Annotated in this window: 11 protein-coding genes; 3 read left to right on the top strand and 8 right to left on the bottom strand. The window is 64.4% G+C overall.

Annotated features, from left to right (window positions below):
- Positions 1-30 precede the first annotated feature (30 nt).
- Positions 31-1,920, bottom strand: a complete 1,890-nt coding sequence (locus EPD81_RS01730) for a potassium transporter Kup (protein WP_142803706.1) — start codon at positions 1,918-1,920, stop codon at positions 31-33.
- A 288-nt stretch (positions 1,921-2,208) separates the two neighbouring features.
- Here EPD81_RS01730 and EPD81_RS01725 point away from each other — a divergent pair, with 288 nt between their 5' ends.
- Together EPD81_RS01725 and cfa are read left to right on the top strand one after the other, a co-directional pair.
- The gene (locus EPD81_RS01725) at positions 2,209-3,675 is read left to right on the top strand and encodes a catalase (protein WP_142803705.1); all 1,467 of its coding nucleotides are present in this window, start codon (positions 2,209-2,211) and stop codon (positions 3,673-3,675) included.
- 54 nt (positions 3,676-3,729) lie between these two features.
- Positions 3,730-4,923, top strand: a complete 1,194-nt coding sequence (gene cfa / locus EPD81_RS01720; RefSeq protein ID WP_142803704.1) for a cyclopropane fatty acyl phospholipid synthase — start codon at positions 3,730-3,732, stop codon at positions 4,921-4,923.
- Here the strand turns inward: cfa and EPD81_RS01715 are convergent.
- From EPD81_RS01715 to EPD81_RS01705, 3 genes are all read right to left on the bottom strand, one after another.
- Positions 4,916-5,425 carry a Crp/Fnr family transcriptional regulator gene (locus EPD81_RS01715; protein WP_142803703.1) on the bottom strand — a complete coding sequence of 170 codons (510 nt, stop codon included), beginning with the start codon at positions 5,423-5,425 and terminating at the stop codon, positions 4,916-4,918. The genes cfa and EPD81_RS01715 overlap by 8 nt on opposite strands.
- Positions 5,415-5,897: a copper chaperone PCu(A)C gene (locus EPD81_RS01710; RefSeq protein ID WP_255446468.1), complete on the bottom strand. Its 483-nt coding sequence runs from the start codon at positions 5,895-5,897 to the stop codon at positions 5,415-5,417. Before EPD81_RS01710 ends, EPD81_RS01715 begins: the two co-directional genes overlap by 11 nt.
- Positions 5,898-5,959: 62 nt before the next feature.
- The gene (locus EPD81_RS01705) at positions 5,960-6,559 is read right to left on the bottom strand and encodes an SCO family protein (protein ID WP_142803702.1); all 600 of its coding nucleotides are present in this window, start codon (positions 6,557-6,559) and stop codon (positions 5,960-5,962) included.
- 374 nt (positions 6,560-6,933) lie between these two features.
- Between EPD81_RS01705 and EPD81_RS01700 the strand changes: the two genes are divergently transcribed.
- Complete coding sequence (locus EPD81_RS01700) at positions 6,934-9,240, top strand: TonB-dependent receptor (protein WP_142803701.1); 2,307 nt, start codon at positions 6,934-6,936, stop codon at positions 9,238-9,240.
- Here EPD81_RS01700 and ttcA read toward each other — a convergent pair.
- From ttcA to EPD81_RS01680, 4 genes are all read right to left on the bottom strand, one after another.
- On the bottom strand, positions 9,230-10,111 hold the full coding sequence (ttcA, locus tag EPD81_RS01695; RefSeq protein WP_142804233.1) for a tRNA 2-thiocytidine(32) synthetase TtcA: 882 nt from the start codon (positions 10,109-10,111) through the stop codon (positions 9,230-9,232). The two genes, EPD81_RS01700 and ttcA, sit on opposite strands and share 11 nt — an antisense overlap.
- A 56-nt stretch (positions 10,112-10,167) precedes the next feature.
- Complete coding sequence (locus tag EPD81_RS01690; RefSeq protein WP_142803700.1) at positions 10,168-10,596, bottom strand: pyrimidine dimer DNA glycosylase/endonuclease V; 429 nt, start codon at positions 10,594-10,596, stop codon at positions 10,168-10,170.
- Positions 10,597-10,713: 117 nt separating this feature from the next.
- A complete protein-coding gene (locus EPD81_RS01685; protein WP_142803699.1) occupies positions 10,714-11,505 on the bottom strand; it encodes a slipin family protein in 792 nt (263 codons plus the stop codon).
- Between the two features lie 101 nt (positions 11,506-11,606).
- On the bottom strand, positions 11,607-13,019 hold the full coding sequence (locus tag EPD81_RS01680) for a nodulation protein NfeD (RefSeq protein ID WP_142803698.1): 1,413 nt from the start codon (positions 13,017-13,019) through the stop codon (positions 11,607-11,609).
- Between the last annotated feature and the right edge of the window lie 67 nt (positions 13,020-13,086).

The raw sequence follows: 13,086 nt of genomic DNA, 5'->3' as shown, positions 1-13,086 counted from the left end.
CGTCCTTGCCGACGGGAGGTTTTTTTTCGTCTACAGCAGCACCTGGGTGCCGAGCTCGACGACGCGGTTGGGCGGAATCTTGAAGAAGGCGGTGACGCTGCCGGCATTGCGGTGCAGGGCGACGAAGAGCCGTTTGCGCCACAGCCGCATCTCGGGACTGGGGCGGGGAATGACCGTTTCGCGTCCCAGGAACCACGAAGTGGCCAGCGGCGCGCACTCCAGCCCCATGGGCGCGGCGCCGGCGAGCGCGGCCGGCAGATCGGGTTCGTCCATGAAGCCATAGCGCACGATCACCTGCCAGAAGTTCTCCGGCAGCTCCCGGATTTCCAGCCGTTCCGTCGGCGGCACGTAGGGAACGTCCTCGAAGCGCACGCTGACCACGACCACGTGCTCGTGCAGGATCTTGTTGTGCATCAGATTATGCAGCAGGGCGTGCGGCACTCGTTCGGGATTGGCGTTGAGAAAGACTGCCGTTCCCGGTACCCGCAGCGGCATGCCGCCGCGCAGGGATTCGATGAAACGCACCAAAGGCATCCGCCCGCCTTCGAGCCGCTCCAAGAGCAGCACTCGTCCCTGCTGCCACGTGAGCATGACCATGAAGACGACGACGCCAGCGAGCAGCGGGAACCAGCCGCCATCGGGGATTTTCAGGACGTTGGCAGCGAGGAAGGTCGATTCCACCACGAGGAAACAGGCAAAGAGCGCCACGGCACGCGCCCATCCCCAACCCCAGACGCGGGCGGCCACCACGGTGGCCAGAAGCGAGGTGATCACCATGTCGCCCGTCACCGCCAGCCCGTAGGCCGCCGCGAGGTTGTTCGAGGAACGAAAGCCGAGCACCAGCAACATCACCGCCGCCATCAAGGCCCAATTGAGCGCAGGCACGTAGATTTGCCCTTGCTCGCGCTCGGAGGTATGACGCACTTCGAGACGGGGCAGAAAGCCGAGCTTCATGGCTTGTCGCGTGATGGAGAAAGCGCCCGAGATCACCGCCTGGGACGCGATGACGGTGGCCATCGTCGCCAGTGCCAGCATGGGGTAGAGAGCCCACTCCGGGGCCATGAGGTAGAACGGGTTTTGCATCGCGGCAGGATCGCGCAGCAGCAGCGCGCCTTGCCCGAAATAGTTGAGCACCAGCGCGGGCAGCACGAACAGGAACCAGCTGCGTCGGATGGGTTCTTTGCCGAAGTGCCCCATGTCGGCGTAGAGCGCCTCCGCCCCGGTGATCGCCAGCACGACGTTGCCCATCGCCACCAGGGCCATCGCGTGATGGTGCACGAGAAAGGAGATTGCGTACGCCGGGCTGAGGGCGGCGAGCACTTCCGGCGCATCGAGGATCTGGTTGAGGCCAAGGAGCGCCAGCACCACGAACCAGACCAACATCACCGGCCCGAAGGCATGCCCGACGAGCGTCGTGCCGTGGTGCTGCAGGTAGAACAGGATGAGGAGCACCGTCAGCGACACCGGCAGCACCACGTGATGCAGCGCCGGTGCGGCGATCTGCAGCCCTTCCACGGCCGAGAGCACGGAGATGGCCGGAGTGACCATGCCATCGCCGTAGAACATGGCCGCCCCGAGGATGCCGAGCACGAGCACGATGCGATGGGTGCGGGTGCCGGGGGCGGCATCGCGCAGCGCCAGGGCGATGAGCGCCATGATGCCGCCCTCGCCGCGGTTGTCGGCGCGCATGATGAAAATAACGTATTTTACGGCGACGATGATGATGAGCGCCCAGAAGAAGAGCGAGAGGCTGCCGAGCACGTTGGCCCGCTCCAGGGCGATGGGATGGTTGCCGGCGAAGACTTCCTTCATCGCATAGAGCGGGCTCGTGCCGATGTCGCCGTAGACGACCCCCAGCGCTCCCAGGCACAAGAGCGCCAGTTCCTTGCCGCGGGCTTCACTCGACGGTCGATGTTCCATGGCTTTTCCTCGTTTTTTTGCGGCGCAGCCCCTGGCGCGCCGGGAGATCTTTGCCAATCTTAGGTCATCGGCGGGGGTTTGGGAACGACATAGGGCGATTCTGGAATTTTCCCTGATTCCGTCGATAGGCAGGAACGATTGGCCGCGGGGCAGTCCTCTTCTATAATGAAGTCGATGGCGCGGCGCGAAGGCGCTGCACCTTCATGAGTTCCGCAGCCCGTGGTGTGCCTGTTTTCAAACCGTCAGACCGCGTGGTTCGGCCATTCGACCCTGCAAGGAGAACGCGCCATGAGCGAGCAGAAGTGCCCCTATCATCTCACCACCACGGCCGGTGCGCCGGTGGCCGACAACCAGAATTCGCTCACCGTCGGGCCACGCGGCCCCACGCTGCTGCAAGACTACGTCCTGCTCGAAAAGCTCGCACATCAGAACCGCGAGCGCATCCCCGAGCGCGTGGTGCACGCCAAGGGCTGGGGGGCATTCGGCACGCTCACCATCACCGGCGATATCCGCAAGTATTCCCGTGCCAAGGTATTCTCCCAGATCGGGGCGAAGATCCCCATGCTCGCGCGCTTCTCGACGGTGGCCGGCGAAATGGGCGCGGCCGATGCCGAGCGCGACGTGCGCGGATTCGCCCTCAAGTTCTATACCGACGAAGGCAACTGGGATCTCGTGGGCAACAACACGCCGGTTTTCTTCATCCGCGACGCCTACAAATTCCCCGACTTCATCCACACGCAAAAACGCCATCCGCGCACCAATTTGCGTTCGCCCACGGCCATGTGGGACTTCTGGTCGCTTTCGCCCGAGAGCCTGCACCAGCTCACCATCCTCTTCTCCGACCGGGGCATCCCGCGCTCGCCCATGCACATGAACGGCTATGGTAGCCACACCTACAGTTTCTGGAACGAGGCCGGCGAGCGTTTCTGGGTGAAGTTCCACTTCAAGACGCAGCAGGGGCACGAGACGCTCACCGACGAAGAGGCCGAAGCCATCATCGGCAAGACGCGCGAGAGCTACCAGGAGGCGCTTTTCGGCGCGATCGAGCGCGGTGAATACCCTCGCTGGACGATGTACGTGCAGGTGATGAGCGAGAAAGAGGCCGACGCCTGGAGCGAGCGTACCGGCTGGAACCCCTTCGATCTCACCAAGGTCTGGCCGCACCGCGACGCTCCGCTCATCGAAGTGGGTGTGATGGAACTCGATCGCAATCCGGACAACTATTTTACCGAGATCGAGCTGGCGGCCTTCTCGCCCTCCAACGTGGTGCCGGGCATCGGGTTTTCGCCCGACAAGATGCTGCAGGCGCGCATCTTCTCCTACGCGGACGCCCACCGCTACCGCCTGGGGACGCACTACGAGGCGCTGCCGGTCAATCGTCCGCGCTGTCCGGTGCACCATTACCACAAGGACGGGTCGATGCGCTTCTTCGACAATTTCCATCAAAACCCGGACGCCTACTATGAGCCCAACTCCTTCGGCGGCCCGGTCGAGCGCCCCGAAGTCAAGGAGCCGCCTCTGTCGGCCATCGGCATGATCGACCGCTATAGTCATCGCGACGGCAACGACGACTTCTCGCAGCCGCGCGCGCTATGGGCGCTCTTCGACGAGGCGCACAAGGAGCGGCTCTACGGCAACCTCGCGCGTTCGATGAAAGGCGTACCGGATTTCATCGTCGAGCGCCAGCTCGCGCTCTTTGCCCAGATCGACCCGGCCTACGCCGCGGGCGTACGACGCGCGCTCGATCGTCTATGATGAAATGAGGCGGGGCCACAATGCTCCGCCTTTCGTTCCATCCTGGAGGGGCGTATGGCGACAGTACAACAGCAAGGCTTCGTCGAAGAACGATCAAAGCCGACGAGGGGGCAGTTGCGTAATGCCGACCGTTTGCGGGCCCTGGTGCAGTCCTGGTTCGAGGAGGCCGATGTCACGCTCGATGGCGATCGGCCGTGGGATTTCCAGATCAAACACCCCAAAGTGCTCGAACGGGCGATCGCCGAAGGCAGCCTCGGCCTGGGCGAAGCCTACATGGACGGCTGGTGGGAATGCGAGCGGCTCGACGAATTCTTCGCGCGGGTGCTGCGCGCGCGGCTCGACGAGCGGGTGAGGAATCCCTCGCTCGTGTGGCGCGCGTTGAAGGCGCGGCTCATCAACCTGCAATCCGTGCGCCGCGCCTGGCACGTGGGCGAGGTGCACTACGATCTGGGCAGCGACTTCTTCGAGGCGATGCTCGATCCGTACATGGCCTATTCCTGCGGCTATTGGGCCAACGCCAAGACGCTGGAAGAGGCGCAGGTCGCCAAGCTCGACCTCATCTGCCGCAAGTTGGGATTGGAGCCGGGCATGCGGCTGCTCGACATCGGTTGCGGCTGGGGTAGCCTCATGCGCTATGCCGCCGAGCACTATGGCGTCGAATGCGTGGGGCTGACCATTTCCAAAGAACAGGCCGCCTGGGGGCAGAAGCGCTGCGCGGGACTACCGGTGCGTTTCATCCTGGCGGATTACCGCACGTTCAACGTCGACGGCAAGGAACGGTTCGATCGCATCGCCTCGGTGGGGATGTTCGAGCACGTGGGAGTGCGCAACTACAAAGCCTATTTCGCCATGGCGCGCCGCAGCCTGCGCGACGACGGGCTCTTCCTCCTGCACACCATCGGCAAGAACCGCCGCGGTGGGGGCACCGACCCCTGGATCGAAAAATACATCTTCCCCAACGGGGAATTGCCTTCGATCGGCGAGGTGGCGGATGCAAGCGAGCACTGGTTCGTGATGGAGGACCTGCACAACTTCGGCGCCGACTACGACAAGACCCTGATGGCCTGGTACGAGCGCTTCGAAGCCGCCTGGCCGCGCTTTCGCGAACGCTACGGCGAGCGCTTCTATCGCATGTGGCGCTATTACCTGCTCGCCTGCGCCGGCACCTTCCGCGCCCGTACCAACCAGCTGTGGCAGTTCGTTTTCTCGCCGAACGGCGTGCCCGGCGGCTACCGGCGCCTCAGCTGAGGCTGCCGGCCTCCATGGCTTTGAGGGTGCGCGACACGGTCTCGATGCGCAAGCCGGTGATGGCGGCGATGTCGCGCAGGCGCAGGTGCGGTGGCTCGGCTCCGGCTGCCTGCGCGAGCGCGAAGAGCCGCTCGATGCGCTCGGGCGCCTTGCCTACACGCAGGCGCAGCACTTCCCCCATACGGTGCTCGAAGCGGGCATAGAGCAGGGCCGTGGGCTCCTTGGCCGCCGTTTGGCTCCAGCCTTCGAGCACGACGGGGGTGACGGCCGTGGCGGTGTACGCATAGCGGCCGAACATGAGTGCTTCAGCTCCGATCAGGTCACCCCCGTAGGCGATGCCGACGAAATGTTCCTCGTCGGGCTCTTCGCCGAAGGCAACGGGTAGATCGAGCCGCACGATTCCCTCGACGACGCGCCAGGCTGGGCCGCTCTCTCCGGCACCGAGCAGGCACTGACCGCGCCTGCCCGTGCGCCGTTCGGTGAGGAGGGTCTCACATTTCATGGCCGGATTTCTTGCCGTGATCGCGTTTGAGTGGACGCACCGGCGCCTCGACCTCGACCGTGAATTCCTTGCCCTCGGTGTCGGTGAAGATGAGGGTGAGCGGCACTCTCTGCCCGACCTCTACCGCTTTGGGCAGATCGATGAGCATCACGTGGTAACCACCGGGTTTGAGCTCCATCGTCTTGCCGGCCTCCAGCGGTAACCCGCCGTCGATGGCCCGCATCTTCATGACGTCGCCTTCCATCACCATTTCGTGGATTTCCACCACGGGGGCGACCGGCGTCTTGCCGCCGGTGAGTTTGACCGGCGCATCGGCGGTGAGCTTCATGAACGCGGCCGTGGCTTTTTGCCCGGCCACCGTGGCTTGGACCCAAGGGTCTTCGACCTTGACCGTCTGCGCCCAGGCGGGCAGCGTGAACGCACCGAACATCAGCGCGAGACCGAGAGAACGGCGGGTTTTTGTGGTCAGCATCGTCGACTCCTTCTTTTGTGGTGAAGACACAGATTCCCTCAAGGCAAAGACGGCATGGCCGTTCATTCGGCGAGCAGGCGCCGCACGTCCGCGGCGAAATCTTCTGCCGACAGGGCATGGGGCACGGCTAGCCGAAGTTTGCCATCGGCATTATAGACGAAAGTGGTGGCGGTGTGGTCCATCGTGTACGAACTCCCTGTGGGCACCTTGCGGTAATAGACGCGGAATTCCTTGGCAGTACGGGCCACTTCCTCCGGGCTACCCACCAGGCCGACAAAGGAGGGGTCGAAGGCATCGAGATAGGCCCGCACGACTTCGGGCGTGTCTCGTTCGGGATCCACCGTGATGAAGACCACGCGAAAGCGCTTGCCGTCTTCGCCCAGTAACTGCTTCACTGCCACCGCACGCGACAGCGCCGTCGGACATACGTCGGGACATTGCAGAAAGCCGAAATAGACCGCCACGACTTCACCGCGGAAGTCGGCGAGCGTGCGCAGACGTCCCTCCGTGTCGGGCAATTGCAGCTCGCGGCCGAACGAGGCGTCGCGAATCTCGGTCGCGTGAAAAGATGCAGTCGTGGTGGCTTGCTCGCAGGCCGCCAGCAGCATGAGGGGCAGCAGTGCGAGCAAGAAGCATCGGCGTAGGCCAGGGCGTATCGTCATCGTGTCTTGGACCTCTCCTCGTGGGCGTCTCGCATGACCTACGGCGTGGCGGCATGCCGTTGCGCTCCGCTGCCCGGATGCCCGTCGCTGCTCGTGCGTCGTCCCGCATGTCCCGTGTGTGTGGGACTTCGCCCTGCACGCACCACGTCCCCGGGTCTTGCCCGACGCAAGGTCGTGTCGATGAGCGCATGTTAGGGGGAATCCACGGTATTGACAATGCGTGCGCGCAGGGAGTTTGAGCGAAGTCAAACCGATGACGGCGAAAGTTGACGATTCTCAATTGAGCCGCGGGAAACGAAACGTTACGATGGCGCCGCCCGTCGCTGCTTTGCCGGCGACCCCGTTTGTTGCCGCATCGAAAGGAGCCTCGTTTCATGACCGCCTCTCCCGTCTCTTCGTATCCGCCGCGGCGCAGACCCCTGTCGCTCGCCCTGGCGCTCGTCTTCGCCGGTCTGCCTTCGGCCTGGGCCCAGAGTGAGGCGACGTCGCCGGAAAGCAAGGTACTCGCGCCGGTGATCGTCTCCGACACCCGGGAACAGGCCGCTCCGCCGACGACGACGCTCGGCCCGCAGGAGCTCGCCCCGCTGCGCGCCGCCACCGCCGACACGGCGAGCCTGTTGCGCAAGGTGCCGGGCGTGACGCTCTATGGCGCAGGGGGCGCTTCCAGCCTGCCGGCGATCCGTGGGCTGGCCGACGAACGGCTGCGGCTGCAGGTCGATGGCATGGACCTGCTCTCGGCCTGCCCCAACCACATGAACCCGGCCTTCTCCTATCTCGCTCCGAGCCAAGTCGAGACCATCCAGGTGTGGACCGGGGTCACGCCGGTGAGCGTGGGGGGCGACGCGATCGGCGGGGCGATCGTCGTTGAGACGCCCAAACCGCGCTTTGCCGCGCCTGGCCAGGGCACGCTCGTCACCGGCGAGGCTGGTACCTATTACCGCAGCAACGGCGATGGTTTCGGGGTCCATGGCGCGGCCACCATTGCCGGCGAGCAGGTGAGCGTGCGCTATCTCGGGGCCTATGCCAAAGCCAACAATTACTCTGCGGGCGGCAATTTCAAGAACTTCACTGCCACCGGTCGCCTCGGTCACACGCTCGCGCGCGACGAAGTCGGCTCCACCAGCTATGAGCTGAGCAATCACCTCGTGGGTTTCGCGCTGAAGAACGGCGCGCACCTCGTCGATGCCTCGGTCGCCATCCAGAACGTCGCCGATCAGCTCTATCCCAACCAACGCATGGACATGCTGGACAACGATTCCACCCTCTTCAACTTGCGCTATCTCGGGCAGTTCGACTGGGGCTCGCTCGATGGCCGGGTCTATCACCAAAGCGTTGACCACTTCATGGATTTCGGCAAGGACAAGCGCTATTGGTACAGCCAACGCTCCATGATCCCGAACAATGCCACCGATGGACGACCGTGTTCGCCGATCGATGGCACCTGCGCCGCCGGCATGCCGATGAATACCGAGAGCAGGACCACCGGGGCGAAACTCACCGCCAACATCGCCCTGGGCGAGCGTGACGTGCTGCGGGTGGGGGGCGAGTACCAGCACTACACGCTGGATGACTGGTGGCCGCCTTCCGGCGGCGGCATGTGGCCCGGCACCTTCTGGAACATCAAGAACGGCGAGCGCGACCGCGCCGGCCTCTTCGGCGAGTGGGAGACGAAACTCAACGACCGCTGGATGGCGCTCGCCGGCGTGCGCTACGAACACGTCACCACCGACGCCGATCCCGTGCATGGCTACGGCAACATGATGGGCAACCAGATGCGCGATGCGGCCGCTTTCAACGCACGTGACCGCAAGCGCACCGACGACAACCTCGACTTCACCGCGCTCACGCGCTATACCCTGGACGAGACGCGCGAGTTCGAGCTCGGTTTCGCGCGCAAGGTCCGCTCGCCCAGCCTCTACGAGCGCTATCCGTGGTCGACCTGGGCCATGGCGGCGGTGATGAACAACTTCGTCGGCGACGGCAACGGTTACGTCGGCAATCCCGACCTCGAACCGGAGAAAGCCTACACTCTCTCGGGCACGATCGACTGGCACTCTGCCGACCGTCAGTGGGGACTGCGCTTCAGCCCGTATCTGAGCTACGTCGACGACTACATCGACGCCGTGCAGTGGGACGCGACCAAGAACGCCCCGGCGACCTCGCTTGCCCGCAACCAGTTCGTCGTGCTGCGCTACGAGAACCAGTCGGCGCGCCTCTACGGGTTCGATCTCTCGGGCAAGATGCCACTCGCGCGCACCGGCTTGGGTGCCTTCGGCTTCGAGGGGGTGCTGAGCTACACCAACGGCGAGAACCGCGACACGGGCGACGATCTCTACAACATCGTGCCCTGGCGCGCCACGCTCACCCTCACGCACCAGCTCGCCGGCTGGAGCAACGCGCTCGACTGGGAACTCGTCTCGAGCAAGGACGACGTGTCGGACGCGCGCAACGAGATCAAGACGCCGGGCTATGGTCTGGTGCACCTGCGCGCGAGCCATGCCTGGAAAGACGTGCGGGTCGACCTGGGCGTGGAGAACCTCTTCGACAAGCTCTATTACCTGCCCACCGGCGGGGCCTACGTCGGTCAGGGGCGTACCATGAGCATCAACGGAGTGCCCTGGGGCATCGCCGTGCCGGGCATGGGGCGCTCGATCTACGCCGCGATCAACGTCAAGTTCTGATCGCCGGGGTAGCAAAGAAATGCACGGGCGCGGCGCCGACGGCTTCGTCGGGCGCCGCTCCCGTGTTTTCGGCTTCCGTGTCGAGGGCGGAGAAATCGAAGAGCGCGCGATCGAGCAGGTGTGAAGGCACCACGTGGCCGAGCGCGGTGAAGATCGAGGCCACGCGGCGCGGGTCTTCCCGCTCCCAGGCACGCAACATGGCCTTTACCTGCCGGCGCTGGGCGTTTTCCTGGGTGCCGCACAGCGAGCAGGGAATGATGGGGAAATTCATCCCGCGGGCGTAGCGCGCGAGATCCTCTTCCGCGCAATAGGCGAGCGGCCGGATCACGACCAGGTCGCCGTCGTCGTTGCGCAGTTTGGGCGGCATCGCCTTCAGGCGTCCGCCAAAGAAGAGGTTGAGGAAAAAAGTCTCGAGGATGTCGTCGCGGTGGTGCCCCAGCGCCACCTTGTTCGCCCCCACCTCGCGTGCCGTGCGGTAGATGAGGCCGCGGCGCAGTCGCGAGCACAGCGAGCAGGTGGTCTTCCCCTCGGGGATCTTCTCCTTGACGATGGAGTAGGTGTCCTCGCGCACGATGCGGTATTCCACGCCGACCTGCGCAAAATGGCGCGGCAGCACGTCCTCGGGGAATCCCGGCTGGCGCTGGTCGAGGTTCATGGCGATGAGGCGAAAGCGCACCGGCGCGCGCGCCTGGAGCTTTTGCAGCAGCGCGAGCAGTCCGAGCGAATCCTTGCCGCCGGAGACGCACACTAGCACCGTGTCTCCTTCGTCGAGCATGCCAAAGTCGGCGATCGCCTGGCCCACCTGGCGCAGCAGGCGTTTTTCCAGCTTGAGCAGTTTTTGCGAGGGCGTGTCGGAGTGCTCGGGGATCATCGGCAAGAGGGAGGAAACGATGGGGCTTGCGAGGATAGCACGGGTAGGGCACTGCTTCAGCGCACGACCTCCCATTCGGCCACCGGGCCGGGCACCACGCGCATCAGCGGATGCGGCAACGGCGCAGTGCCGTGGAGCCGGGCCGCGCGCTCCGGGTCGCGCTGTTCGAGTTTGCGCAATAGATGGGCGAACTCATGGGCGAGCTGCCCCTCGCTGACTGCGATCGAGGCGACGTCTTCGCGGCGCGGCAGCTTCGTGCGATCGAAACGGTAGCCGCGGCGCTCGGCTTCGTCGACCACCGCGTGCAGGTAGGCCGCGATCGCCGCGAGCGGCATGGGATGGGTTCGAAAGCGCACGAGCTGCGGATGGTGGCGATAGCCGCGCGTGGCGCCGGAGAGCACCGCCTGCGCGAGCAGCCCTTCGCGCCACAGGGCGACGAGCCCTTTGGCGTCGAGCAGGGAGGGGTGTAGGGACCACAGGCGCATGCTCGGATTATATCCGGGGCAACGCGAATGACCTACGGCGCAGCGGCGTTTGCCGGTGCCTGGATGCTCTTCCCTTTACTCGATGTGGACCCTGCCAGGCGCCCCCACGCGATGCGCCTATCGACGAGCTGGACTTTCAGGCGATTCCGGCTGGGTGATCTTGTGTCCCAGGAGGTTCATGAGCTCGACCGGCACCGGGAAAACCACGGTCGCAGTTCGGTCGCCGGCGATCTGCGTGAGGGTCTGCAAGTAGCGCAACTGCATCGCCATGGGTTGTTTGGCCAGCATTTCGGCGGCGGCCAACAAGGTCTCGGCAGCCTGTTTTTCCCCTTCGGCGTGGATGATCTTGGCGCGCCGTTCGCGCTCGGCTTCCGCTTGGCGGGCGATGGCGCGAATCATGTTCTCGTTGAGATCGATGTGCTTGATTTCGACGTTGGTGACCTTGACCCCCCAGGCGTCGGTTTGGGCATCGAGGATTTGCTGGATGTCGAGGTTGAGCTTTTCCCGCTCCGCCAGCATTTCATCGAGCTCGTGCTTGCCTAATACGGCGCGCAAGGTCGTTTGCGCGAGCTGACTCGTGGCGTCGAAGTAGTTTTCTACCTGGATGATGGCGCGTTCCGGATTGATGACGCGGAAGTAGAGCACCGCATTGACCTTGACCGAGACGTTGTCGCGCGAGATCACGTCCTGGCTGGGGACGTCCATGGTCACGACGCGCAGGTCTACCCGGACCATTTGCTGGATGCCTGGGATGACGATGATGAGGCCCGGGCCTTTGACTTTCCAGAATCGACCGAGCATGAAAATCACGCCGCGCTCGTACTCGCGCAGGATGCGCAGCGAACCGCCGAGCAGTGCTAGGAACAAAACGACGAGGCTACTGAAGATGAAATCGAGATTTGGGATCATGTCGCGCTCCTGGATGTCGTCGGGGGGATTCGTGAGGAAAATGGCAGGCATGTCGCGGGATGCCAAGCCTGCCGCTCGTGGCGTTTTGGAGGCCGTTGGCGCTATGCGGGTTCCACTTCGAGCACGAGGCCGTTCACGCGGGTTACCCTGACGCGTCGTCCGGGTTGCAGGGCGACCGGACTCTCGACGCGCCAGAGTTCCCCGTGCAAGCGCGCATACGTACCGTCTTGCCCCGTGCTGATTACCACCCCTTCGGCCCCGACGAGCTCCTCGGGGCCGCTTTTCACCCGTTGCTTACGCACGCGCACGGCGAAATAGCCGATCGCGATCAGGATCGAGGCGCTGAACAGGGCCAGTGCGACGAGAAAAGCGATCGGGATGTCGAAGCCCGGAACGCCGCTATCCATCAGGAACAGACCGCCGACGATGAACGCGATCATCCCGCCGATGCCAAACGCGCCGAAACTGGGGACGAAGGCTTCTGCGATCATCAGGATGGTGCCCAGCGCAATGAGTGCGACCCCAGCCCAATTCACCGGCAAGAGATGAAAAGCATAGAGCGCGATCAGGATACAGATCAGTCCCGCCACGCCGGGAACGGCGAAACCAGGGCTGGTGAGCTCGAAAAAGAGGCCGTAGATGCCGATCATCATGAGGACCAGCGCGACCTGAGGATTGGAGATGAGCGACAGAATCTGATTCTTCCAGTCTGGGGTGATGCGTTCGATCTGGGCTTGGGCAGTGGCGAGCGTGACGATGTTGCCGGAATCGAGCCGAATCTCCCGGCCATGGATTTGAGCGAGCAGTTCGGGGAGGTCGACGGCGATGAGGTCGATCACTCCTGCTTCCAAGGCTTCGTTGGCCGAGAGGCTCGCTGCTTCGCGCACCGCCCGCTCGGCGAAATCCGCGTTGCGTCCGCGCAACTGCGCCAGGCTGCGTAGGTAGGCCGCGGCGTCGCTCGTTGCTTTCTCCATCAAGACGTTGGCGCGCGCAGGCGCTTTGTTTCCTCTGGGGTTTTGCGCCGTTCCTTCCTCGTCGTCTGCGGGAGAGCCAGGCGCTTTCGCTCTGTCGCTCGAGCCTGGTTCGATGGGATCGGAGGCCGCGGGAGGTGCGCCGATCGCCACCGGTGAGGCAGCGCCCAAATTGGTTGCCGGAGCCATGGCGGCGATGTGGCTGGCATAGAGGATGAAGGTGCCCGCGCTCGCCGCTCGCGCGCCCTCGGGACTGACATAGGTCGCGACCGGGATCGGAGAGGCGAGGATTTGCTTGATGATCGCGCGCATGGAGGTGTCCAGCCCTCCGGGCGTGTCCATTTCGATCACGATCAACCCCGCCTGGCGTTCGACAGCGAGCGCGAATCCCCGGGTGATGAAATCGGCCGTTGCCGGGCCGATGGGGCCATCGATGCGCAGGCTCACGACGGTGGCCGTCGTTGGCGAGTGCGCCAACGACAGGCCGAGCAAGATCACCCCTGAGAAGAAGAGGATCGCCGTTGAGAGCAGCCGTCTGACCATGAGTGCCGCCGTCGAAAGCCCGAAACTTTGTCATCATAGTGCAGGCGCGCGGGCTTTGCCAGCAACC

Origin of the sequence: Tepidiphilus sp. J10, assembly GCF_006980785.1 — a bacterium.
Lineage (GTDB): Bacteria > Pseudomonadota > Gammaproteobacteria > Burkholderiales > Rhodocyclaceae > Tepidiphilus > Tepidiphilus olei.
This window is presented reverse-complemented; position numbering and strand designations above follow the sequence as displayed.